The organism is Paroceanicella profunda (assembly GCF_005887635.2).
GTDB lineage: Bacteria > Pseudomonadota > Alphaproteobacteria > Rhodobacterales > Rhodobacteraceae > Paroceanicella > Paroceanicella profunda.
In genome coordinates this window covers 57,173-79,253 of record NZ_CP040819.1, presented here as the reverse complement: position 1 = coordinate 79,253, position 22,081 = coordinate 57,173, and the positions used below count along the sequence as shown (strand labels likewise).

The window sequence follows — 22,081 nt, the reverse complement described above, 5'->3', positions numbered from 1 at the left end:
CCTCACGGAAAGGGGTTGCCGGTGACGGGCAGAACCTGCCCGGTGATCCAGGACGCCTGCGCCGAGGCGAGGAAGAGCACCGCGTGCGCGATGTCCTCCGGCTCGCCCAGCCGGCGCATGGCGATGCCCGCGACCATGCGGGCCTGGCCCTCGGGGCCGTAGGACTGCCACTGCCGTTCATAGTCCGGGCTGGTGCGCAGGAAGCCCGGCGCGACCGAGTTCACCGTGATGCCGAAGCGCCCCAGCTCATGCGCGAGCTGCCGGGTGAGGCCCACCAGCCCGTGCTTGGCCGAGCAGTAGCTCTGGATGCCGGTGAGGCTGGGCCGCAGCCCCGCGCCGGAGGAGATGGTGACGATGCGCCCCGCCCCCTTCGCCTTCATGGCCGGGATGACCGCCTGCGCGGCATGGAGCGCGGAGAGCACGTTGCCCTCGTAGATCTCCATCCAGTCGGCATCGCCCACCTCCTCGATGGGTTTTGGTGTCTGCCCACGCACCCCGCCGGCGGCATGCACCAGCACGTCCGCGCCGAGCGGGGAGAGGGCGGCGGCGGTGGCCGCACCGTCCGCGAGGTCGAGGGTGACGGTCTCCACACCGTCGGGCAGCTCCGCCAGCGCCGCGCCGTCGATATCCACCGCCACCACCCGCGCGCCGGCTTCGCGAAACCCCTGCACGATGCCCTGGCCGATGCCGCGCGCGGCGCCGGTGACAAGCACGGTCCTGCCTTCGAAATCGATGCGCATCACTCCGCCGCCTCCGCGAAATAGGGCGCGAGCTGCGGCAGTTTCGCGATGGCACCGGCCAGCGCCGCCTCCACGTCCGAGCCGTCGCCCCTCAGCGCCTCTGCCGGCATGGCGTCCACCGCGTCGAACACCGAGCGTTTCACGAAGGGCCGCCAGTGCACCGGCACCCGGGCGAGGACGGCGGAGAGCGCGGCGTAGTTCGCATCCGTCCACACCGCCTCGAAGGCAATGCGGCTGGCGTTGTAACCATAGGTCTGCGCCGGCGCGTCGCCGCGCGCGGCGCGCAGGGCGGCGGTGGCCTCCGCGTCCACCGCGCCATCGCGCAGCACCACGCCATAGTCGCGCTCCGCCGCCTCGGCGCCCACCTTGTGGCGGGCCACGTCGCGGGCGACGGCCTCCGGGTCCCGCCGCAGCGGGCTGCCCCAGCCCGCGCCGCCGCCGGAGGTGAGGTTGATCACGTCCCCCGGCCCGAGGTGCACGACATCGGTGTTGCCGAGGTCCGTGCGGGTGCCGTCCGGCGCGATCTTCGTGAAATGCGAGGTCTGGCCCGCCATGCCGCCCTGCACGCCCCAGGCGGCGAAGATCGAGCGGTCGCGGTTGCGCGCGGTCACCACCGTGTCGGGGGAGAAGACCTGCACCTCCAGCTCGGTCGCGAGCCCGCCGCGGAAGGTGCCGGGGCCGCCGCTGTCGGGCACCAGCCCGTAGCGGCGGAACTTCACCGGCGCCTCGGTCTCGTTGATCTCCACCGGCGTGTTCTTCAGGAACGAGGAGTTGGCGCCCGAGCCGTCGGTGCCGTCGCCCATCGCCGAGCCGCCGGCGCCGCCCGTCACCGGGTCGATGGAGGACATGGTGAGGCGGCCGGTGCGGTTGTCGAAGCTCTTCACGTTCACGATGCCGCCGCCGCCCGCGGGGCCGGCGGGCAGCCGGTCCGGTGCCGCGGCCTGGAAGGCGCCCATGATCACCCCCTGCAGCCGCCCGGTGGTGAGCGAGCGCATGCCCACGGCCGCCGGTGCGGCCGGGTTCAGCACCGAGCCCTCGGGCACCACGCAGCGCGCCGCGCGCAGGATGCCGCCGTTGAGCGGGATGGTGGGGTCGAGCGTGTAGAGGCAGTAGTTGTAGCCCACCATCAGCAGGATGTGGCGCGGGTTGCCCCCGGTGGGCATGTTGAGAGAGGAGTTGAGCTGGGGGTCGGAGCCGGTGAAGTCCATCACCACCTCGTCGCCCGCGATGGTGAGCGTGAGCTCGAGGCGCACCGGCACGCCGCCGGGCCCGTCCTCGTCGAGGTAATCCACGAAATGGTAGGCGCCGTCCGCGAGGCGCGAGATCACGTCGCGCGCCCGGGCCTCGCCCACGTCCAGCAGGTCCTCGATGCCGTCGCGCACCGTGTCCACGCCGAATTTCGCGATCATCTCGTGCACCTTGCGCTCGCCGGTGTTCACGGCGGCGATCTGGGCCTTCAGGTCGCCCCAGTTCTGCTCGGGCATGCGCACGTTGAGCATCATCGTGTCGATGAGCTGCTGGTTCAGCACCCCGCGGGAGACGAGCTTGGTGGGGCGGAAGCGCACCCCCTCCTGATGCACCTCGGTGTTGGCGCGCGACAGCGAGGCCGGCACCGCGCCGCCCATGTCGGTGTTGTGGATATGGCCCACGGCGAAGGCGATGATCTCGCCCTCCCAGAAGATCGGCTTCCAGATGTGCAGGTCCGGCGTATGGGTGCAGACGAACCCCGAGTAGGGGTCGTTGGTCACGCAGATGTCGCCCTCCTCGTACTCCTCGATCATGTCGATGGCGCCGGAATAATCGAGCCCGATGAACCATGTGGCGCCGAGGTCGCGCGGGCTGGCGAAGGTCATGCCGCGCGGGGTGGTGAGGCCGGTGGTGAAATCCTCCGTCTCCTTCACGAAGGTGGAATGCGCGGTGCGGAACAGGGTGTAGGCCATGCTCTCGGCCACGGCCTGCGCGTGGTTCTCCAGGATGCGGAGCCGGAGGGGGTCAATGCGCATCGGGGCCTCCGAGGGTCAGCAGCATGTTGCCGTAGGTGTCGACCGCGCCGGAGACCCCCGGCGGCACGATGGTGGTGGTGTCGTCCTGCGCCACCACGCAAGGACCGGCGAAGCGGGCGCCGGGGGGGAGCGCGTCGCGCCGGAACAGCGCGACGGTGCGCGCGGCGCCGTCCAGATGCACCGGGATATGGCCCTCGGGCACCGCGTCATGCGGGCGGGGCTCGGCGCGCGGCAGCTCCGGGCGGGGCGAGGCGGCGGTCACCACCATGTTCACCGCGATCACCTGAATGGGCGCCGCCGGGTCCGCGTGGCCATAGAGGCGCAGGTGCTCGGCATCGAAGGCGGCGCGCAGGGCCGCGATGTCCCCGGCGGCCAGCGCATCGGGGGATATCTCCACCTCGATCTCGAAGGACTGGCCCTTGTAGCGCATCTCCGCGGAGGCGGTGAGGAGCGCCGCGCCCGCATGGCCCTGCTCCCGCGTCATCCAGGTCCGCGCCGCGGCGCCCAGCCGGGCGACGGTGTCGGCAAGGGCGGGCAGCGTCTCCGCCCCCAGCTCGTAATAGGCCGTGGCGGTGAAATCGTTGCGGATGTCGGCGGTGAGGCCGCCGAGCGCGGAGAGCACCCCCGGCGTGCGCGGCACCAGCACGCGCTTCATGCCCAGTTCGCGCGCCAGCAGGCAGGCCATCATCGGCCCGCCGCCGCCGAAGGCGAGCAGGGTGAACTCGGCAAGGTCGATCCCGCGGCGGGAGGCGAGCTTGCTCACCTCGCGGTACATGCCCGAGATGGCGATGCCGATGATGCCTTCCGCCGTCTCTTCCGGGCTCTTGCCGAGCGCGCGGGCCAGCGGGGCGATGGCGGCCTCGGCCGCGCCCCGGTCGATGCTCACCATGCCGTAGCCGAGCGCGCCGAGGTCGACGAGGCCGAGCGCCACGAAGGCATCCGTGATGGTGGGTTCGGTGCCGCCGCGCCCGTAGGCGGCGGGGCCGGGGGTGGAGCCGGCGCTGTCCGGGCCCACGGTGAGCAGGCCGCCGGCGTCGATCCGCGCGATGGAGCCGCCGCCCTCCCCGATGGAGGTGACAGAGACCGTGGGCACGAAGATCGGGAAATCCCCCACCATCTCGGCGGAGCCGAAGCCGGGCACCCCGCCCTCGATCACCGCCACGTCGGCGCTGGTGCCGCCGATGTCGAGGGAGAGCACGTTCGCCTCCCCCGCGGCACGGGCCACGAAGGCCGCGCCCATCACTCCCGCGGCGGTGCCCGAGAGCAGCATTTCCACGCAGGCGGTGCGGCCCAGCTCGGCCGACATCACCCCGCCGTTGGACTTGGTGATCATCGGCTCCGGCCCCACGCCGATGCCCGAGAGCGCGCCCTTCAGCGCGCCGATATAGTCCGACACGCGCGGCTGCACGTAGCCGTGGATGACGGCGGTGGAGCTGCGCTCGTACTCGCGGATGATCGGGCGGATGCGGTGGGAGCAGAACACGTGCATCTCCGGCGCCATCTCCGCCAGCAGCGCCGCGGCCTCAGCCTCATGCGCGGGGTTGCGGTAGGAGTGGAGGAAGGAGATCACGATCCCCTCCGCCCCCAGCGCCCTTGCCCGAGCGAGGCCCGCGGCCAGGCTCTCGCGGCTCAGGGGCACGTCCACCGTGCCGTCCGCCAGCATGCGCTCGGCGATGCCGATCACCCGGTCGCGGGTGACGAGCGGCTCGGGGCGCGAGGAGAGCAGGTTGTACGGGTCCGGCATCTTCAGGCGCGCGAGCTCCAGCACATCGGTGAAATGCTCGGTGGCGAACAGGCACAGCCGGATGCCCTTGCGCATGATGATGGCGTTGATGCCCACCGTGGTGCCGTGGGTGAAATAGGAGATGTCGGAGGGGGCGATGCCGAAGCGCTCCTCAAGGGCGCCCAGCCCGTCGATCACCTCCTGCCCCGGGGTGGCGGGGGTGGAGAGCACCTTCACCGTCTCGATGCGGCCGCTTCCCTCGTCGAAGGCGCAGAAATCCGCGAACGTTCCCCCGATGTCGACACCGACGCGATAGCCCATGCTGCGTTATCCTTCCTCGCTTGCGGGGTTGTGGCCGAGGCGCCGGCTCAGCCGGGCGGCGCTGTCGCGCACCGTCTCGAGCAGGAGCGGGCGCAGCTCGGCGTAGCGCTGGCTCACCGTGGCGATGTCGAGCACCGCGACCACCCGGCCGGAACGGTCGCGCACCGGGGCGGCGATGCCGCAGCCGCCGGAGGCGTATTCCTCCTCGATGGAGCCGTAGCCCTCGGCGCGGATGCGCGCCAGCACGGCGCGGATCTCCGCCTCCGAGGTGAGCGCGCGGCCGGTGTGCGGGCGCAGCTCGGTGCGGGCGAAATAGGCGTCCACCCGGGCCGGCTCATCGAAGGCCAGAAGCACCCGGCCCATCACCGTGGCATAGCCCGGCGAGGGCGCGGTATGGTCCACGTCGTAGCGGATGTGGTGAAGGCTCACCGCCTTGCAGATCACCTTCGCGTCGCCCTGCCCGTTCGGCACGGCGAGGAAGACGGTCTCGCCGGTGCGCGCGCGCGCATCCTCCAGCACCGGGCGGCCCAGGGCCTTCAGCCGCGCCTCGAAACCGCCCACCCAGCCGAAGCCCTCGCGGAAGGCGTCGACCACCTGGAAGCGGTCCGCATCGTCGCGCACCACGTAGCCGCGGTCGACCAGCGTGCCGATCAGCCCGTGCGCGCTGCTCTTCGGAAAGCCAAGGTCGCGGACCACCTCATGCAGCGCAACCGGCCTGTCGACCGCGGAGAGATACTCCAGCAGGTCGAGCACGCGGTCCGCGGATTTGACACGCTTCTCGTTCATGTATGTGAACACCGTTCATTCATGAAAACAGGCTGCATTCGAATCATTGATGCGTCAAGTAATTCCTTGCCGCTCCCGCCCGGGCGGCGCGCCGGGTCCGGAATGCAAGACGGCCCGCCTCCCTGCGGAGACGGGCCGTCGGGCCGCGCCGGGCTGGCCCCCGATCAGCCGGCGTCCTTTTCCTCGAGCCAGGCGCGGATGAGGGCGCGGTGGCGCTCCTGCCCGAAGCTGGGGAAATGCCCGCCGTGCACCACGCGCACCGGGATTTCCAGCAGCCGCTTCATCGAGGCCACGTAATCGGCCGCGTTCGCGTGGTAGGTCTCCTCGTAGAGCGGGCCGTCGTAATGGATGTCGCCGGAGAACAGGATGCCGCTCGCCGCCTCCCAGAGCGCGATGCCGCCGGGGGAATGGCCGGGGGTGTGGATGACCTCGAACTGCCGGTCGCCCAGGTCCACCACGTCACCATCGGCCAGCAGGCGGGTGGCGGGGGCGGCCTTCACCGCATAGGCGGTGGAGGAATAGGGCGCGGGCGGCAGGCGGGTGAAGATCTCGTCGCGCACCGCGGTGTCGGCCAGCGTGGCGGCGCGGGTGGGGTTCGCGAGGATGTCGGCCTCCGCCGCGTGCACCAGCCGGCAGTCGAACTCGTGATGGCAGCCGATATGGTCGTAATGCGTGTGGCTCGCCACCGCGTCGAGCGGGCGTTCGGTCACCAGCGGCACCCATTCGCTGAGCGACACCACGCCCATGCCGCTGTCCACCAGCATGTCGCGGTCGCGCCCGCGCACGTGCCAGATGTTGCAGCGGTAATACTCGGTGATGTGCGGCTCGCAGATGTAGGTGACGTCGTCGCCCAGTTTCGTGAGGGCGTACCAGTCTTCCGGGCGGGCGTGGTCCATGCGGGTCAGTCTCCTGCTGCGGGAAGGGCGACGAGGGCCTCGGGGGCGGCCCAGAGGGCGATGCTGTCGCCCTCGCGCGCCGGCGATGTCTGCGGCAGGGCGGCGATGAGCGGGCCCGCCGCGCCCGCGACCACCGCCCGGGTGTGGGCGCCGAGGAAGGCCAGCCGCTCGATGCGCCCCTCCCCCAGCGGGATGCCGCCGGGCCCGGGGCCGAGATGCTCCGGCCGGATGCAGAGCGTCACCTCCGCGCCAGGCGCGGGGGCGGGGCCGAGGAAGGCCGCGTCGGGCAGGGTGAGGGGGCCCGAAGGGCCGGTGAGCGCCAGCGCCCCCTGCCCCGCCGGCCCCTCCACCCGGGCGGGAAGGAAGTTGCACTCCCCCATGAACCCGGCGGAGAACAGGCTGCGCGGGCGCAGGTAGATCTCGGCCGGGGTGGCGAAATCCTCGACTTTTCCAGCATTCATCACCACGATCCGGTCGGCGATGGCCATCGCCTCCTCCTGGTCATGGGTGACATGGATGAAGGTGGTGCCGACCCGCTTCTGGATCGCCTTCAGCTCCTCCTGCATCTGGCGGCGCAGGCCGAGGTCGAGGGCGCCGAGCGGCTCGTCGAGCAGGAGCACGTCGGGGTCGACCGCAAGTGCGCGGGCGAGGGCCACGCGCTGGCGCTGGCCGCCGGAGAGCTCGTGCGGGCGGCGCTTCGCCGAGGCGGAGAGGCCGACCATGTCCAGGCACTCCAGCGCCCTCGCATCGCGCGCCCGGCGGGGCTGGCCGCGCATGCGCAGGCCGAAGCCCACGTTGTCGATGAGGCTCATGTGGGGGAAGAGCGCGTAGTCCTGGAACATGGTGGTGGTGGGGCGCTTCGCCGGCGGCAGGCCGCCCATGTCGCGCCCGCCGATGAACACCTGCCCCGCCGAGGGCGAGACGAAGCCGCCGAGGATGGAAAGCAGCGTGGTCTTGCCGCAGCCCGATGGCCCGAGCAGCACGATGAACTCGCCCGCGGCGATCTCCAGCGAGACATCGGCCAGCGCCGCGGCCTCGCCGTAGAAGCGGCTCACGCCGCGGACGGAGACGGGGGCGGTCATCGGCGGCCTGCCTTTCGGAACACGGTCACCTCCAGCACCAGCAGCAGTGCTACGGAGACGAGGAAGACGAGGCTGCCGATGGCGTTGGTCTTCGGGCTGAGGCCGGAGCGCAGCAGGCTCCAGATCTCCACCGGCAGGGTGACATCGAAGCGCGACAGCAGGAAGGCGATGATGAACTCGTCCCAGCTGAAGGTGACGGAGAGGAAGAAGGCCGCGAGCAGCGCGGGCATCAGCATCGGCGCGGTGACGAGCCACATCACCTTCCACTCCGGCGCGCCGAGGTCGCGCGCGGCGCGCTCCATGCTCACCTGGTGGCCTCCCAACGAGGCATAGATGATGGCAAAGCACAGCGGCAGGTTGATCACCACATGGCCTGCGCCCACGGTCCAGAGCGAGAGCGGCAGACCGGCGGCGTTCAGCGTGGAGAGCAGGCCGAGCGCGATGATGAGATAGCTCACCGTCATCGGCGCGATGAGCACCCCGCGCAGCAGCGCCGAGCCCGGCAAATGGTATCGCGCGAGGCCGCAGGCGGCGAGAAAGCCCAGCAGCACCGAGAGCGCGGAGGAGCCGAGCGCCACGAGGAAGGAATTTCCCAGCGCCGCCATCAGCCGGCTGTCGGAGAGCACCTCGCCGTACCAGCGCAGCGTGGCCCCCTGGAAGGGCGGCACCGGCAGCCGGCCGTCCTGGAAGGAGAACAGCACCAGCACCACCACCGGCAGGAAGATGAAGGTGTAGAGCAGCGCGAGATAGAGCCAGGGCAGCGCCCGCAGGAGGGGGCGCATCACGTGCGCTCCATCTTCATCCAGCGCGCCACGGCGATGTAGACGAGGGTGACCACCGCCATCAGCACCAGCGACAGCGCTGCCGCCATGGGGAAATCCGCCCGCCGGCCGAGCTGCAGCATGATCACCTGCGGCAGCACCAGCTCGTTGTTGCCGCCGAGGATCTGCGGGGTGATGTAATCCCCGATGCAGAGCACGAAGGTGAGGAAGGCCCCCACCATGATGCCCGGCCGGGTAAGCGGCAGCACCACGTGGCGGAAAGTCTGCCAGCCGTTGGCGCCAAGGTCGGCCGCCGCGCGCTTCAGGTTGGGCGCGAGCTGCACGAGATTGGCGTAGATGGTGAGCGTGAGCAGCATGACGAAGAAATGCACGAAGCCGGTGACGGTGGCAAAGCGCGTGCTCGCCATCTCCAGCGGCTCGGAGACAAGGCCGAGGGAGAGGAGCGCGTCATTCACCACGCCATTGCGAGACAGCAGCAACACCCAGGCGTAGGAGCGCACCACGTAGGAGGTCCAGAACGGCAGCACCGCGAGGATGAGCGCCGTGCGCTGCCAGCGCGCGGGCACCCGCTCGGCGATGATCCAGGCCAGCGGGTAGGCGAGCAGCACCGAGATCACCACCACCAGCGCGGTGATCTCCAGCGACACGACGAGCCCGCGCAGGAGGAAGCTCTTTTCCACGAAATCGACGTAGTTCTGCAGGCTCCAGGCCAGCACGATCTCGCGGCCCTCGCGGCGGGCGAAGCTGGTCACCACCATCACCGCGAAGGGCAGGAGGAAGAACAGCCCGGTCCAGGCGAGGCCCGGGAGCACCAGCCCCCAGGCCCGCCTGCGCGCGCGCCGCTCGATGCTGTCGCTCATGCCCGGCTCACTGCTGCAGCATCTCGGTCCAGGCGTCCTGCATCTCGATGTCGAGATCCTCGTCCGGCACCGGGTAGAGCTGGGTGTTGGCGAGATAGGCGGGCTGGTCGTCCCAGCGCAGCGCCGTCTTCTGCTCAGGGGTGAGCACCTCGCCCGCCTTCGCGTTCGCGGGCATGCCCCAGTAGCAGGAGGAGGTGGCGAGCCGCGCCTGCCCCTCCGGGCTGAGGATGTATTTCACGAATTCCAGCGCCATTTCCGGGTTGGCCGCGCCTTTCATCACCGCGATGGACTGGGCCCAGCGAAGCGCGCCCTGCTCGGGCACCACCCAGTCGAGGTCCGGGTTCTCCTGCGCGAGCACGGCCGTCACCCATTCGCCGCCGCCGATGAGGATGTCGACCTCCCCGGTGGCAAGCGCGGTCTGCGAGGAGACCACCTCGCCCACGGAGCGGGCCACCTTCTTCATCTCGAAGAGCTTGTCGCGGATGGCCGGCATGTCGGCGGAGGAGAGCTCGGCGGTGGGAATGCCGAGCCCGAGCGCCACCAGCCCCTCGATGGGCAGGTAGTAATCGTAGATCGCGATGCGCCCGGCATATTTGTCGGACCACATCATGGTGAGGTCCTTCATGTCCTCCGGGTCCACCTTCGCCTTGTTGTAGGAGATGGTGTTGTAGCCGAACTTCTCGGTGGCGGCGTAGAAGGTGCCGTCCGCGGCGTTGCTGTCCTCCATCCTCACTTCGGGGAAGATGTCGTCCATCGGCAGGGCCTCGGCGGGCAGCGGGGCGAGCAGGTCGAGCCCCACCAGCCGCGGCACGTCCACCCCGTCGACCACCATCACGTCCCAGTCGCCCGGGCGGGACTGGTCGAGGATGGCGAGGGCGGCGCCGGTGCCCTCGTATTCCTTCACGTTCACCTTCACGTCATGCGCCTTCTCGAAGGGCTCGAGCAGCGCGGGGTCCGCGTGGTCGCACCAGATGAGGGCGTTCAGCTCCCCCTCGGCCAGGGCCGGTCCGGCGAAGGCGGCAGCGGCGGCGAGAGCGGCGGCAACCCGAGCGGGCGCGCGAGACAGGCGGAAACAGGGCATGGCAATCACTCCTTGCTGGGACCGGGGAGAGCAGGCTCTCCGGCCCGCTTGCCCGCAAGACTGGATTGCGGATTTCCTTCAGTCAATGCTAACTTTGTAATCCATTCAGTTTTCTGTGGAGCGTGCATGGCCGGCCTGAGGGAGAGACAGAAGGCGGACCGCCGGCGGCGGATCCTGCAGGCGGCGGGCGCGCTGTTCCGCCGCTCCGGCTATGATCATGCCCGCATCGAGGACATCGCGGAGCGCGCCGGCGTCTCCGTCGGCACCTTTTACAACTACTTCGCGAACAAGGGAGATATCCTGCTGGAGACGGTCTCCATGGAGGTTGAGGAGGTGCTGGAGGCCGGTGACGCGCTGGTGGCGGACCCGCCCGCCGGGGTTCCGGAGGCGATTCTCGCGCTGATCCGCGGCTATTTCGAGCACTCGCTCACCTACCTGAGCAAGGAGATGTGGCGCACGGCGATGGCGGTGTCGATCCGCGCGCCGGAGACGCCGTTCAGCCGGCACTACACCGCGCTGGACCGCCGGCTCTCCATTCAGGTCTGCGCGATGATCGCCGGGCTGCAGGCGCGCGGCCTTGTGCGCGACGGGCTGGACCCGCAGGCGGTGGGAGAGGTGATCTTCAACAACCTCAACATGATGTTCATCGAGTTCACCAAGGATGAGGCGATGAGCATGGAAACGCTGCTGGCGGCGGTGGAGCGGCAGACCCGCCCGCTCGCGGCGATGATCTCCGCGCCCCCGTCCGGCTGAGCGGGGGGGCGCGGCGAGGCCCCGGGGCAGGCCCGGGGCGCGGCAGCGCGGGGTGGCTTCAGAGCGCGCCGGCTTCCACCGCCACGGCGGCGGAGGCCACGATGGCGCCGTAGCGCACCGCGGTCTGAATGGTCTCGGAGGTGACACCTGCCTTGCGCAGCACGTCCTCATGCGCGTCGATGCACATGCCGCAGCCGTTCATGGCGGAGACGGCGAGCGACCAGAGCTCGAAATCCACCTTGTCCACGCCCGGGTTGGCCAGGATGTTCATGCGCAGCTTCGCCGGCATGCTCTTGTATTCCTTGTTCGTGGCCAGGTGCACGAAGCGGTAGTAGACGTTGTTCATGCCCATGATGGCGGCGGCGGCCTTCGCGGCGTCAATGGTCGCGGCGTCCACCTTGCCCTCGGCCTCGGCCAGCAGCGCCTTTGCCACGGTCGCGTTGCGCGAGGCGATGCCGCAGGCCACCATCAGCCCGTATTTCTGCGCCGGGGTCAGGGTTTCGTCGTTCCCCATGGAGGAGAGGTTGAGGCGCACGTCCTTGGCGAAGGCGGGGATCTCGCCCTTCAGGGCATCGATGGTCATGTCGGTCGGTCCTGTCGTTTGGCGGCCGGGAAGCCGTGCGGAGGCCGGCGGCCGCGGATATGGTCGGCGTAACGAAAAGGCGGACCCGCAAGCCCGCCTTTCCGCGTCACGTCACAACTGATCGGCGATCAGGCAGCCAGGGTCTGGCCGCCCACTTCGCGGTTGCAGGGGCACAGCTCGTCGGTCTGCAGCGCGTCGAGAACGCGCAGCGTGTCCTTCGGGGCGCGGCCCACGTTGAGGTTGTTCGCGTAGACGTGCTGGATGGTGTTGTCCTGGTCCACGATGAAGGTGTAGCGGTAGGCCACGCCCTCGGGCGAGCGGATGCCCAGCCCGTCGACCAGCGCGCCGGTGGTGTCCGCGAAGGACCACATCGGCAGCTTGTCCAGGTCCGGGTGCGACCGGCGCCAGGCCAGCTTGCAGAACTCGTTGTCGGTGGAGCCGCCCATGACCACGCAGTCACGGTCCTCGAATTCCTCGTTCAGGCGGGCGAACTCGGCGATCTCGGTGGGGCAGACGAAGGTGAAGTCCTTCGGGTAGAAGAAGATAACCTTCCACTTGCCCTCGAAGCTCTTCTCGGTGATTTCCTCGAAGGCCGAGACACCGTTTTCCTCATGGTTGTTGAAGCCGGGCTTCACACCCATGACGGTGAACGCGGGGAGTTTTTCGCCAATTCCGAGCATGTTGATATCCTTGCAATTCCAGGGGTTCCGGGCGGCCGGCCATTCCCTCGGGACCCTGTGAGTCTGCCGACCTTGGGAATTTAATAAGAGCCTCGAATGCTTAGGTCAAACCGATTATACCAAAGTGCAACTTCGGTTTAATCGATGGGATTGGTCCGCCATGCTGAACGTGAACCTGCGCCACCTGCACTATCTCGTCACCCTCGCGGAGACGGGAAATTTCGGCGCCGCCGCGGCGCGGGCCGGCATCACCCAGTCCACGCTGAGCGCCGCGATCCGCGGGCTGGAGGAGGAACTGGGCGCCCCGCTGATGGACCGGTCCGGCCGGCGCATGCAGTTGCTGCCCTTCGGCGAGACGGTGGTGGAGCGCGCGCGCGACATCATCGCCCAGGTGGGCGAGCTGCCGGAATACGCGGCCCGCTCGGCCCGCCCGCTCACTACCCGGCTGCGGCTGGGGATGATCCCCTCCGTGGCGCCCTTCGTGCTGCCCAAGCTGCTGCGCAGCCTGCGCGCGGCGCATCCCGACCTGTCGCTCTCGGTGCGCGAGGGGCTCACGCAATCGCTGCTGGCCGAGATCCGCGCCGGGCGGCTGGACGCCGCCTTCATCGCCCACATGCCCTCGGTGGAGGAGTTCGAATACACCGCCGTGGCGGAGGACCCGTTCCTCGTGGCCCTGCCGCCGCGCCATCCGCTGTCGGGCCGCGCCGCCCTGACGCTCGCCGACCTCGCCTCCGACCGGCTGCTCCTGCTCGACCAGGGGCACTGCCTGCGCGAGCATGTGCTCACCGCCCTCGGCCGGGACGGGCTGGTGGACGAGCATGACGTGCGCGCCGCCTCCATCATGACCCTGGTGCAGCTGGTGGATTTCGGCACGGGCATCACCCTGCTGCCGCGCATCGCGGTGGATGCGGGGGCGGTCTCGGGCACCGGCATCACGCTGGTGCGCTACGAGAGCCCCAGCGCGGCGCGCCGTCTCGTGGTGGCCTGGCGGGCGCGCAGCTACCGGCGCTCCGACTACCTCGCCCTGGCCGAGCACATCCGCCGGCATTGCCTGCCCGGCAGCGACGGTGCCGCCGCCGCGGAGTGAACCCCGGCCGCCTTCCCGCCGGGCGGGGGGCGGCGCGGCCACCGCGCGGCACACCGGAAACGGTGCGCCGCGGGTGCGGAGAGGCGCCCGGTCCGCCAGGCGGGGCCCGCCTGCGGCGGGTCAGGCCGGCTCGGGTTCGGCGCCCGCGTGCATGATCAGGTTGGCGAGGCCCGGGCCGTCCACCTCCCCGGCGCGCAGCACGCGCGCGGTGCGGCCGCCGGCGAGGATGGTCACCGTGTCCGCCACGCGCACCACGTCGTTCATGTCATGGCTGATGAGGATCACGGTCACGCCGCTGGCGCGCAGGCTGCGGATGAGGTCCAGCACCTGGGCGGTCTCGCGCACGCCGAGGGCGGCGGTGGGCTCGTCCATGATGATGATCTCCGCGTCCCAGCGCAGCGCGCGGGAGATGGCCACCGCCTGGCGCTGGCCGCCGGAGAGCCGCTCCACCGGCTGGTCCATGTCGGCGAGGCGGGAGTTCAGCCGGCCGAGATAGCCCCGCGCCATCTCCTTCATGCGCCGATGGTCGAGCAGCGGCAGCCCGAGCCGGCGGGTGGTCAGCTCGGAGCCCATGAAGATGTTCTCGGCGATGGTCATGCGCGGGGCGAGGCCGAGATCCTGGTGGATGGTCGCGATCCCCGCCGCCAGCGCGTCATGCGGCGTGGCGAAGCGCACGGGGCGGCCCTTCACCACGATCTCCCCGGAGGTGGGTGTCTCCACCCCCGAGACGAGCTTGATCAGCGTGGACTTGCCGGCGCCGTTGTCGCCGCACACGGCGTGCACCTCGCCGCGCGCCACGGTGAGGTCGGCGCCGCGCAGCGCCGTCACCGCGCCGTAGGACTTGGCCGCGGCGCGCACGGTCAGGATCGGGTCCATGGTCACTCTCCCTCGCCCCCGCGCGTCATTCGCCGAGGAACTGGTCGACGTTGGAAGCGTCCACCAGCACCGCGTCCTGGTAGAGGTAGGGGCCGGCGGTGATGGCCTCCTTCGGCTGGCCCTCCACGGCGATCTTCTCCATCGCGTCCACCGCGGCCCGACCCATTTGCTCGAAGGGGATGGCGACGGTGGCCTGCAGCAGCGAGGCCGGGTCCGCGATGCGCCGGAACGCCTCCTGCCCGCCGTCGATGGACACCAGCGCCACGTCGCCCTTCTGCTTGCCCTCGGCGGCGAGAAGGTCGTCGATCACGAAGGCCTGGCCGTCGAAGGAGGCCCAGATGCCCTTGTAATCGCCCGCGTTCTGCAACATCAGCGCCTGCATGCCGGCGCGCACGTCATCGCGCCAGGAGCTGGTGCGGGCCATGGAATGGCTGCCCGCCACGGTGACGGCGGTGTTCTCGGACAGCACCACGTCCAGCACCTTGCCGCGGATGCGCGTGCCCACGTTGGATTCGAACCGCTCGGTGAGGATCTTGCCCTCGTAGCCGATCTCGCCCAGCAGGTAGAGGGCGGCCTGCGCGCCCACGGAATACTCGTTCACCTGCACGTCGAAGAGCGCGTTGGGGCTCGCCCCGCTCATCACGGTGATGAGGGGGATGCCCGCCTCCTTCGCCTCGGCGAACTGGGCGTCGAACTCCACCGGCTTCGACATGGCGAGGATGATGCCGTCCACCCCGCGCTGGATCAGGTTCTCGATCTGCTCGGCATGGGTGGGCAGGGCGCCGTTGGAGTTGAGCACGGTCACGTCCCAGCCCTTCTCCTTGGCCGCGGCCTCCACCGCGTTGGCCACGCGGGCATGGGTTTCCGAGGACATCTGGAAGGCGACGACGCCCACCTCGAACGCATTGGCCGAAAAGGCCGTGACGATCGCAACCGCTGCCGCGGCACAGGTTCTGAACATTGTGGTGACCTCCTTGTTGTCGGTGGGGCCCGGGCCCCGGTGGTTTCCCCGGGCAGGGGCGGCCTTCAGAGGGCCGCCTTCTTGAGCACGCTGGCCGAGAGGCTCACCGAGCCGATCACGATCACGCCCAGCACGATATCCTGAAGGTAATAGGGTGCGCCCAGCAGCACGAGCCCGTTGCCCAGCACCGCGATGATCAGCGCGCCGGTGAATGTCCCGGCGATGTTGGGGCGGCCGGGGTCGTACATGGTCATGCCCAGCAGCACCGCGGCGATGCCGTTGAGCAGGTAGTCCCCCGCCATCTGCGGCGCGGCGGAGGAGAGGCTCGCCACCAGCAGCACCGCGGCGATGCCGGCGGTGATGCCCGAGAGGCTGAGCCCGATCACCTTCATCCGCCGCGTGGCGATGCCGGCGCGGCGCGCGGCCTCCTCGGCCTCGCCGGTGGCCTGCATGTGGCGGCCCATGCGGGTCTGCCGGCTGACCAGCCAGCCGAGCGCCACCACGGCGGCCATGAAGAAGATCAGCACCGGAACGCCGGCGATGCTGGAGCGCCCGAGGGCGAGGAATCCAGCGTCCCACCGCCCCACGAAGGCCACGCCGCCGGTGAGCATGAAGGCGATGCCGTTCGCCACCGAGGCCGTGCCCAGCGTGGTGATGAGCGAGGGCACCTTGGCGCGGGTGACGATGAGCCCGTTCAGCAGCCCCCCGGCCGTGCCGACGGCCAGCGCCGCCAGCACCGCGAGCGGCCAGGCGATGCCGCCATGGATCATCCCGCCGCAGACCACCGCCGCCAGCGAGCAGATGTTGGCGAAGGACAGGTCCAGCTCGGAGGTGATCAGCGCGAAGGTGAACCCCACCGCGAGGATGGCCAGAAAGCTGGTCTGCTTCAGCACGTTGGTGAGGTTCGCCACCGAGGCGAAGTTGCGCGCGAAGATCACCAGCACGATCAGCACCGCCAGCCCGGCCAGCGCCGTGCCGTATTTCCCGATGACCGCTTTCACCCCGAACTCCCCTCGCCCGCACGCGTCGCGCCGGACCCGTCCTCGATCATGCCGATCGGCGGCACCAGTTCCAGCCCCCCGGTCACCGGTATCACGCTGCCGGTCACGAATCCCGCCCTTTCCGACATCAGGAAGGCGGCGACATCGGCCACGTCCTCGGCCCGGCCGAGCCGGCGCAGCGGCGTGCGGGCGGAGGCGGCGCGCTCCAGCCGGGCGAATTTCTCGCCCGGGAAGGCGCCGCGCACCATCTCGGTGGCGATGATGCCGGGGGCGATGGCATTCACCCGCACCCCGTGCGGCCCCAGCGCCTGGGCCATGTTGAAGACGAGGGTGTTCACCCCGCCCTTCGCCGCCCCGTAGGCCGGGTTCGCCCCGCCGCTCATCCAGGCGAGCGAGGAGATCATCACCACCGCCCCGCCGGTGCCCTGGGCGATGAGGTGCCGGCCCACCGCCCGCGCCACCCGGTGGGCGGCGGAGAGGTTGATGTCGATCACCCGGTCCCAGCCCGCATCGTCCTGCTCGGGGAAGGCGGCGACATGGGAGGTGCCGGCGCAGTGCAGCAGCCCGTCGAGCCGGCCGAACCGCGCCAGCACCGCTTCCACCACCGCCTCGGGCGCCGCGGGGTCGGCAAGGTCGGCCGGGAAGAAGGCGAGGGCGTCGCCTTGCGCGAACTCCGCGCCGGGGCGGTCGGTGGCGGCGATGCGCCAGCCGCCCTCGATGAGGGCGGCGAGGCTCGCGCGCCCGATGCCGCCCCCCGCGCCGGTGACGAGGCAGACCGGCCCGCTCATGCCGCCATGGCCCGCACGAGGGCGTCGGCCCGGGCGGGGTCGACGGCGTTCAGCGTCTGCTGGTCGATCTTGATCGAGGTGCCGATGATGAAGGCATCCGCCGCGGTGGCGAGCCGGTTGATGTTCTGAGCCGACACCCCGGTGCCGACGACGACCGGCGTGTCCGGCACCTTCGCGGCCACCGCCTCGATGGCGGCGAGATCGGCCTCCACCCCCGCGGCGGGGCCGGAGACGCAGACCGCGTCGGCCAGCCCGAGGAACACGGCGCCGGAGGCGGCGTTCGGCACCGGCCGCGTGTCGAGGTTGATGGAAAAGCCGGGGGTCACGTTGCAGATGAGCGCGATGTTCTCCGCGGCAAGCTCGGCGCGCAGGCGCAGGGCGCGCGCCCCGTCCGGCACCACGGCGCCGAGGTCACCCACGTAGGAGCCGGTGAGGAAGCAGCGCACGAACTCGCCCCCCGTGGCATGGGCGATGGCCACCGAGGCCACGGGGTCGATGAGCATGTTCACGCCATGCGGCAGGCCCAGCCCGTCCTGCGCCTCGGCGATCACCTCGGTCATGGCGGCGATGGTCTGGGGCTGCATCACGCTCTCGTAGGGCATGTCGGATTCGTTGCAGTACATCACCGAGTGGAAGCCGGCGTCGCGCAGGATGCGGGCCTCGGCCTTCGCCTGGGCCACGATCCGGCGCATGCCGCCGGTGCGGTCGTAGAGCGGCGCGCCCGGCAGGGCGAGGGTGTGGACCATGCCGATCAGGAATTTCGGCGTGTTGTAGCGGCTTTCGAACAGGGTCTTCATGTCTGGCCCCGGCTCCTCATTCTGAAGGGTCACTGAAATCCTCGCGGCCGATGGCGGCCAGCGCGTGGGAGGCGCGGGCAAGCGCGTCGCGTGCCTCGCGGTAGGTCCTGAACAGCGCGTCGGCCCGCGCCCGGCGGGCGGGGTCGGGCGCGAAACTCTCGGTGGCGCGCGGGAGGGCGTCGGCGGCGGCGGCGAAGTCCGGCGCCTGCCCCAGGGCCACGCGCGCCACCGCAAGGCAGCCGAGCAGGCCCAGCTCCGCGTCGGCGGAGGCCACCACCCTGCGCCCCAGCATGTCGGCGCGGATGCGGTTCCAGAGCGCGGAGCGCGCGCCGCCGCCGGCGATGCGGAAGTCTCCCGCCTCCTGCCCGGCCGCCGCCTCCGCGCGCGAGAGCACGTCGCGGTTCGCCAGCGCCACGCCCTCCATCACCGCGCGCACCATGTCGCCGGCCCCGTGCTCCGGCGTGAGGCCGAGGAAGGCGCCGCGCAGGTCGCGGTCCCAGTAGGGGGTGCGCTCGCCGTTCAGCCAGGGCGCGAAGAGGAGCGGCTTGCCGCAGGGCCGCGCGGCGAGCAGCCGCTCCAGCCGCTCGGCGAAGGGCGCGGGGCCCGGCGAGAGCAGGTCGGTGATCCAGGGCAGCAGCGCGGCGCCGTTCTGCCCCGGCCCGCCGATCTGCCACAGCCCTTCGCCCCATTCCATGGTGATGAGCCCCTCGGCGCGCCCCGGCGTGGCCGCCATCAGCCCCACCACCTCGGAGGTGCCCGAGATGCAGTAGGCCCGCCCGGCGCGCAGCCCGCCCAGCCCGGCCACGGCCGTCCAGGTGTCGGTCGAGGCCTGGGCCACCGGCACCCCGGCAAGGCCGCCGAGCGCGCCCGGCAGGCCCGGCTGCACCCGCCCCACGATGCCGCCCGCCGGCACCACCGGCGGCAGCCGCCCGGGCGTGAGGCCGCAGGCCGCGGCGAGCGAGGCCGCGCCGCCGGCCATCGCCCGGGCCAGCCAGTGCAGCGAGATCGGGTCCGAGGCGGCCTGCCCGGTGAGGCGCAGGTTCAGGTAGTCCTTCGGCTCCACCACCAGGCGCACCTGCTCCCAGGCCTCGCGCTCATGATGGGCGAGCCACAGCAGCCGGGCCAGCGGGTGGAAGGGGTTGAGATCGCCCGCATCCGCATGCGCCCGGACGTCGGGCCGCGCGAGGGCGGCCTGCGCCGGGCCGAGCGCGCGGGAATCGCGGAAGCTGATCGCCGGGCGCACCGCGCGGCCGTCCCGCCCCAGGAACACCTGGGTGCGGGTGAAGCCGCAGATCGCGATGCAGGCCGGGGGGCCGGGCCAGTCCGGCCGGGCGGCGAGGTCCTCCACCGCCAGCGCGAGCGCGCGCCACCATTGGCCGGGGTCCTGCTCGGAGCGCCCGGCCCTGTCCTCCTCGAAGGAGACGGGAACGGCGGCGAGCGCGGCCTGCCGGCCGTCCGGGTCGAACAGTCCGGCCTTCAGCGAGGACCCGCCGAGGTCCAGGCACAGGACATGGCCGGGCGCGCAGGGGCGGGGAGCGGAACGGTCGGCGGTCATCGGGCGAACTCCGCGATCGAGCCTTCGAAGGTGAAATAGTAGCGGTCGGCCCGCACGGCGTTGTGGGAGAGTTCCACCACCCGCCCCGCGGCATCGCGCGCGATGCGGTTGGTGTTGAACAGCGGCGCGCCGGGCTCGATGCCAAGGATGCGCGCCACCTCCGGGCTCGCCACCGCGGCCTCCAGCGTCTCCTGCATGTCGGTCATCCTGAGGCCGAAGCGGCGCTCCAGCAGGCGGTACATGGACACGTTCTCGAAATCGGGCCGCGCCAGTGCCTCCAGCCCGGGGTGGCAGAGCACGGAGGTCTGGTACACGCTGGGCGTGCCGTTGAGCAGGCGCAGCCGGCGCAGTTCCACCACGCCGCCCCGCGCCTCCGGCCCGAACACCGTGCGCTCGGACAGGCTGGCAGGCCGCGCGGCGAAGGCGAGCGCCCGGGTGGCCGGGCTCTGGCCATGCGCCCGGCCCTCGGTGTGGAAATCTAGCTCGCGCGACAGGTGCTTGGCGATGCGCCCGGAGCGGTAGAAGGCCCCCACCCCCTGGCGCCGCTCGATCAGCCGCTCCTCCTCCAGCAGGGCGAGGGCGGCGCGCACCGTGGTGCGGCTCACGCCATAGGCCTGGCGGAGCTGGGCCTCCGAGGGCACCGCGTCGCCGTCACGCAGCGCGCCGGAGCGGAATTCCGCCCTGAGCTGTTCGGCGAGTTTGAGATACAGCCGCGTCATGGGGCCTCCTTGCCGCTTCATCCTGTGACAACAGTCAAATACATGCATAGAGGCAAGTGGGGGGAAAATGCGCGCTCACTGTGTTGAAACGCATGGATATTTCCGGATGCCTCCGGATACCGCCTGTATCGGCTGGGCCGGACGAGCGGTTCCCCGGCGGGGTGGCGCGGCGGCTGCGGCGCCGCACAGAGTTGTCAGCCGTTGACAGGGCGGTTTACAGTTCGGGCACTGGTCGTGTGATATGCCCTCCGGCGCGACTGTCCGACTGCCCTGCAGCGGACCGCGCCAGGAACGATGCCCGGTGTGCCCGCGCCGGTCCGGGAGGAACGGAGGAGGGACGCCCTGTCAACCGATACGACATTGCTCGACGAACCCGCGCGCCTGGCGGCCCTGCACCGCTACCGGATTCTCGACACCCTGCCGGAGGCCGGGTTCGAGCAGATCACCGCGCTGGTCCGCACCATCTATCACGCGCCCATGGTGCTGATGAACCTGATCGACAGCGACCGGCAGTGGTGCAAGTCCTGCCAGGGCACCGAGCCGTCCGAGATGCCCCGCGAAATCACCTTCTGCCAGCACACCATCCGCAGCCGCGAGGCCCTGGTGATCGAGGACACGTTCTGCGACCGGCGCTTTGCCGACCACCCGATGGTCGTCGGGCCGCCGGGCATCCGCGCCTATCTCGGCGCGCCGCTGCAGAGCCCGGACGGGTACAACGTCGGCGCGCTCTGCGTCATCGACACCCGGCCGGTCCGGTTCTCCGGCGAGCAGATCGCCATCCTGCACGGGTTCGCGGACCTGGTGGTGGCGCAGATGGAGCTGCGCCTCATCGCGGCGCGCGACAGTCTCACCGGCACGCGCACCCGCCGCGCCTTCGAGGAGCAGCTGGACCTCGCGCTGTCCGATGCCGCCCGGGGCGGGCCGCCGTCCTGGCTGGTGCTGCTCGACATCGACCATTTCAAGGCGGTGAACGACACGCATGGCCATGGCGCGGGCGACGCGGTGCTCGCGGCCCTCTGCGCGACGGTGGACACCGGGCTGCGCCGGGGCGACACGATCGGCCGGCTGGGCGGTGAGGAGTTCGGCGTGCTGCTGCGCCAGGACAGCGCGCAGGAGGCCTTCGCCATCGCCGAACGCCTGCGCACCGCCGTGGCGCAGATGCGGGTGCCCGACGCGCCGGGCGTCGCGATCACCGCCAGCTTCGGCCTCGCCCGCTGCCAGCCGGATTTCACCTCGGCCGCGCAATGGCTTGCCGCCGCAGACGTCTGCCTTTACCGCGCGAAACGCGGAGGCCGAAACCGCTGCGTCCTGTGAGCGGCGAGCCCCCTGGCTGACCTGCGCCCCCGCACCGTACCGGATGTCCGCCGATCCGGGCCATCGCGTCGCGCCGCCCGCCCGGATCGCGTGCAGGCAGGTCAGGCAGCATTCGTGCCCGGTGCAGGGACCAACCCCGAACGGTGCGTGCCGGCCTCCCCATCCACCGGAGCAGGCGATACCGGTTGGTCCACGTCACACCGGGGGTGGCCTGCGATCGGAGGTCACTGATCCGCACAGCGGTTCATGAGCGCCTGCAGGTCGTCCGGGCCGGCAGGATATTGCGAGAAGCTGTGACCAGCGGGACCATGCGCCCAGGGCAGCTTCTCGCCGGTCCTCAATGCGACGAACGGCCCGAACGGTGCGGCATCGTTCAGTATCGACGTGCGCAGGTTGATGCGCTGGTCGGCGCCAGCAATCGGCGAACAGATGAAATTCAGGCATGACCTGCAGAAGACATGCCTTCGTCCACTGGAAAACAGGCCGCCCTCGGTCAAGTCTCCGATGCAGGAAGAACTGTCGCCCGGGAAAACGGCGGTGAGCGCGGACGCGCTCGCGGACAGTTTCCGGCAGTCCCGGCAGTGGCAGGCGAAGGTCAGGAGAGGGGCCACGGTTGCCCCGACCCGTACGGCACCACGGAGGCAGGAGCCCTCAAACGGGGGCCGGGGTCGGGCCATTTCCGGTCTCCTGCTT

Annotated in this window: 22 protein-coding genes; 3 read left to right on the top strand and 19 right to left on the bottom strand. The window is 70.8% G+C overall.

Annotated features, from left to right (window positions below; all coding sequences use genetic code 11):
- Positions 1-2: 2 nt before the first annotated feature.
- From FDP22_RS18385 to FDP22_RS18345, 9 genes are all read right to left on the bottom strand, one after another.
- Positions 3-740 (bottom strand): SDR family NAD(P)-dependent oxidoreductase, encoded by a 738-nt coding sequence (locus FDP22_RS18385; RefSeq protein ID WP_138574099.1) that lies wholly within the window; start codon positions 738-740, stop codon positions 3-5.
- Entirely contained in the window at positions 740-2,743 is a 2,004-nt protein-coding gene (locus FDP22_RS18380) for a hydantoinase B/oxoprolinase family protein (protein WP_138573878.1), read from the bottom strand. The genes FDP22_RS18385 and FDP22_RS18380 overlap by 1 nt, the downstream gene beginning before the upstream one ends.
- Positions 2,733-4,787, bottom strand: a complete 2,055-nt coding sequence (locus FDP22_RS18375) for a hydantoinase/oxoprolinase family protein (protein WP_138573880.1) — start codon at positions 4,785-4,787, stop codon at positions 2,733-2,735. Before FDP22_RS18375 ends, FDP22_RS18380 begins: the two co-directional genes overlap by 11 nt.
- A 6-nt stretch (positions 4,788-4,793) precedes the next feature.
- On the bottom strand, positions 4,794-5,573 hold the full coding sequence (locus FDP22_RS18370; protein ID WP_138573882.1) for an IclR family transcriptional regulator: 780 nt from the start codon (positions 5,571-5,573) through the stop codon (positions 4,794-4,796).
- A gap of 164 nt (positions 5,574-5,737) precedes the next feature.
- Positions 5,738-6,469, bottom strand: coding sequence for an MBL fold metallo-hydrolase (locus FDP22_RS18365; protein ID WP_138573884.1), 732 nt, complete (start codon positions 6,467-6,469; stop codon positions 5,738-5,740).
- 5 nt (positions 6,470-6,474) lie between these two features.
- On the bottom strand, positions 6,475-7,551 hold the full coding sequence (locus FDP22_RS25290; protein WP_138573886.1) for an ABC transporter ATP-binding protein: 1,077 nt from the start codon (positions 7,549-7,551) through the stop codon (positions 6,475-6,477).
- Positions 7,548-8,333: an ABC transporter permease gene (locus tag FDP22_RS18355; protein ID WP_138573888.1), complete on the bottom strand. Its 786-nt coding sequence runs from the start codon at positions 8,331-8,333 to the stop codon at positions 7,548-7,550. Before FDP22_RS18355 ends, FDP22_RS25290 begins: the two co-directional genes overlap by 4 nt.
- A complete protein-coding gene (locus tag FDP22_RS18350; RefSeq protein WP_138573890.1) occupies positions 8,333-9,193 on the bottom strand; it encodes an ABC transporter permease in 861 nt (286 codons plus the stop codon). The genes FDP22_RS18355 and FDP22_RS18350 overlap by 1 nt, the downstream gene beginning before the upstream one ends.
- Positions 9,194-9,200: 7 nt before the next feature.
- Positions 9,201-10,274: an extracellular solute-binding protein gene (locus FDP22_RS18345; protein ID WP_138573892.1), complete on the bottom strand. Its 1,074-nt coding sequence runs from the start codon at positions 10,272-10,274 to the stop codon at positions 9,201-9,203.
- A 126-nt stretch (positions 10,275-10,400) separates the two neighbouring features.
- Here FDP22_RS18345 and FDP22_RS18340 point away from each other — a divergent pair, with 126 nt between their 5' ends.
- Positions 10,401-11,027: a TetR/AcrR family transcriptional regulator gene (locus FDP22_RS18340; protein WP_138573894.1), complete on the top strand. Its 627-nt coding sequence runs from the start codon at positions 10,401-10,403 to the stop codon at positions 11,025-11,027.
- A 58-nt stretch (positions 11,028-11,085) separates the two neighbouring features.
- On the opposite strand, the gene ahpD is transcribed toward FDP22_RS18340, so the two are convergent.
- Both ahpD and FDP22_RS18330 read right to left on the bottom strand, forming a co-directional pair.
- On the bottom strand, positions 11,086-11,610 hold the full coding sequence (gene ahpD, locus FDP22_RS18335) for an alkylhydroperoxidase, AhpD family (protein WP_138573895.1): 525 nt from the start codon (positions 11,608-11,610) through the stop codon (positions 11,086-11,088).
- A gap of 128 nt (positions 11,611-11,738) precedes the next feature.
- Positions 11,739-12,290 (bottom strand): peroxiredoxin, encoded by a 552-nt coding sequence (locus FDP22_RS18330; protein ID WP_138573897.1) that lies wholly within the window; start codon positions 12,288-12,290, stop codon positions 11,739-11,741.
- Between the two features lie 160 nt (positions 12,291-12,450).
- On the opposite strand from FDP22_RS18330, the gene FDP22_RS18325 reads away from it, so the two are divergent.
- A complete protein-coding gene (locus FDP22_RS18325; RefSeq protein ID WP_138573899.1) occupies positions 12,451-13,377 on the top strand; it encodes a hydrogen peroxide-inducible genes activator in 927 nt (308 codons plus the stop codon).
- A gap of 120 nt (positions 13,378-13,497) precedes the next feature.
- Here FDP22_RS18325 and FDP22_RS18320 read toward each other — a convergent pair whose 3' ends face one another.
- The 7 genes from FDP22_RS18320 to FDP22_RS18290 all read right to left on the bottom strand — a co-directional run bounded on the left by FDP22_RS18320 (position 13,498) and on the right by FDP22_RS18290 (position 20,074).
- The gene (locus tag FDP22_RS18320; protein WP_138573901.1) at positions 13,498-14,253 is read right to left on the bottom strand and encodes an ATP-binding cassette domain-containing protein; all 756 of its coding nucleotides are present in this window, start codon (positions 14,251-14,253) and stop codon (positions 13,498-13,500) included.
- Between the two features lie 25 nt (positions 14,254-14,278).
- Entirely contained in the window at positions 14,279-15,214 is a 936-nt protein-coding gene (locus FDP22_RS18315; RefSeq protein WP_138573903.1) for a sugar ABC transporter substrate-binding protein, read from the bottom strand.
- A gap of 65 nt (positions 15,215-15,279) precedes the next feature.
- The gene (locus FDP22_RS18310; protein ID WP_138573905.1) at positions 15,280-16,215 is read right to left on the bottom strand and encodes an ABC transporter permease; all 936 of its coding nucleotides are present in this window, start codon (positions 16,213-16,215) and stop codon (positions 15,280-15,282) included.
- Positions 16,212-17,003 carry an SDR family NAD(P)-dependent oxidoreductase gene (locus FDP22_RS18305; RefSeq protein ID WP_138573907.1) on the bottom strand — a complete coding sequence of 264 codons (792 nt, stop codon included), beginning with the start codon at positions 17,001-17,003 and terminating at the stop codon, positions 16,212-16,214. Before FDP22_RS18305 ends, FDP22_RS18310 begins: the two co-directional genes overlap by 4 nt.
- A complete protein-coding gene (locus FDP22_RS18300) occupies positions 17,000-17,800 on the bottom strand; it encodes a BtpA/SgcQ family protein (RefSeq protein ID WP_138573909.1) in 801 nt (266 codons plus the stop codon). The genes FDP22_RS18305 and FDP22_RS18300 overlap by 4 nt, the downstream gene beginning before the upstream one ends.
- A gap of 16 nt (positions 17,801-17,816) precedes the next feature.
- Positions 17,817-19,355: a xylulokinase gene (locus FDP22_RS18295; RefSeq protein WP_138573911.1), complete on the bottom strand. Its 1,539-nt coding sequence runs from the start codon at positions 19,353-19,355 to the stop codon at positions 17,817-17,819.
- Positions 19,352-20,074: a GntR family transcriptional regulator gene (locus FDP22_RS18290; RefSeq protein WP_170317792.1), complete on the bottom strand. Its 723-nt coding sequence runs from the start codon at positions 20,072-20,074 to the stop codon at positions 19,352-19,354. The genes FDP22_RS18295 and FDP22_RS18290 overlap by 4 nt, the downstream gene beginning before the upstream one ends.
- Before the next feature lie 360 nt (positions 20,075-20,434).
- Here FDP22_RS18290 and FDP22_RS18285 point away from each other — a divergent pair, with 360 nt between their 5' ends.
- Positions 20,435-21,388, top strand: coding sequence for a sensor domain-containing diguanylate cyclase (locus tag FDP22_RS18285; protein WP_239031980.1), 954 nt, complete (start codon positions 20,435-20,437; stop codon positions 21,386-21,388).
- Positions 21,389-21,612: 224 nt separating this feature from the next.
- Here FDP22_RS18285 and FDP22_RS18280 read toward each other — a convergent pair whose 3' ends face one another.
- Positions 21,613-22,065, bottom strand: a complete 453-nt coding sequence (locus tag FDP22_RS18280; RefSeq protein WP_138573917.1) for a GFA family protein — start codon at positions 22,063-22,065, stop codon at positions 21,613-21,615.
- Positions 22,066-22,081: the final 16 nt, after the last annotated feature.

Coding starts and splice junctions, on each gene's coding strand:
- FDP22_RS18290 (WP_170317792.1), bottom strand. CDS start 20,074: ATGACGCGGCTGTATCTCAAACTCGCCGAACAGCTCAGGGCGGAATTC.
- FDP22_RS18350 (WP_138573890.1), bottom strand. CDS start 9,193: ATGAGCGACAGCATCGAGCGGCGCGCGCGCAGGCGGGCCTGGGGGCTG.
- FDP22_RS18300 (WP_138573909.1), bottom strand. CDS start 17,800: ATGAAGACCCTGTTCGAAAGCCGCTACAACACGCCGAAATTCCTGATC.
- FDP22_RS25290 (WP_138573886.1), bottom strand. CDS start 7,551: ATGACCGCCCCCGTCTCCGTCCGCGGCGTGAGCCGCTTCTACGGCGAG.
- FDP22_RS18330 (WP_138573897.1), bottom strand. CDS start 12,290: ATGCTCGGAATTGGCGAAAAACTCCCCGCGTTCACCGTCATGGGTGTG.
- FDP22_RS18375 (WP_138573880.1), bottom strand. CDS start 4,787: ATGGGCTATCGCGTCGGTGTCGACATCGGGGGAACGTTCGCGGATTTC.
- FDP22_RS18355 (WP_138573888.1), bottom strand. CDS start 8,333: ATGCGCCCCCTCCTGCGGGCGCTGCCCTGGCTCTATCTCGCGCTGCTC.
- FDP22_RS18370 (WP_138573882.1), bottom strand. CDS start 5,573: ATGAACGAGAAGCGTGTCAAATCCGCGGACCGCGTGCTCGACCTGCTG.
- FDP22_RS18280 (WP_138573917.1), bottom strand. CDS start 22,065: ATGGCCCGACCCCGGCCCCCGTTTGAGGGCTCCTGCCTCCGTGGTGCC.
- FDP22_RS18340 (WP_138573894.1), top strand. CDS start 10,401: ATGGCCGGCCTGAGGGAGAGACAGAAGGCGGACCGCCGGCGGCGGATC.
- FDP22_RS18365 (WP_138573884.1), bottom strand. CDS start 6,469: ATGGACCACGCCCGCCCGGAAGACTGGTACGCCCTCACGAAACTGGGC.
- FDP22_RS18305 (WP_138573907.1), bottom strand. CDS start 17,003: ATGAGCGGGCCGGTCTGCCTCGTCACCGGCGCGGGGGGCGGCATCGGG.
- ahpD (WP_138573895.1), bottom strand. CDS start 11,610: ATGACCATCGATGCCCTGAAGGGCGAGATCCCCGCCTTCGCCAAGGAC.
- FDP22_RS18380 (WP_138573878.1), bottom strand. CDS start 2,743: ATGCGCATTGACCCCCTCCGGCTCCGCATCCTGGAGAACCACGCGCAG.
- FDP22_RS18325 (WP_138573899.1), top strand. CDS start 12,451: ATGCTGAACGTGAACCTGCGCCACCTGCACTATCTCGTCACCCTCGCG.
- FDP22_RS18320 (WP_138573901.1), bottom strand. CDS start 14,253: ATGGACCCGATCCTGACCGTGCGCGCCGCGGCCAAGTCCTACGGCGCG.
- FDP22_RS18345 (WP_138573892.1), bottom strand. CDS start 10,274: ATGCCCTGTTTCCGCCTGTCTCGCGCGCCCGCTCGGGTTGCCGCCGCT.
- FDP22_RS18315 (WP_138573903.1), bottom strand. CDS start 15,214: ATGTTCAGAACCTGTGCCGCGGCAGCGGTTGCGATCGTCACGGCCTTT.
- FDP22_RS18295 (WP_138573911.1), bottom strand. CDS start 19,355: ATGACCGCCGACCGTTCCGCTCCCCGCCCCTGCGCGCCCGGCCATGTC.
- FDP22_RS18385 (WP_138574099.1), bottom strand. CDS start 740: ATGCGCATCGATTTCGAAGGCAGGACCGTGCTTGTCACCGGCGCCGCG.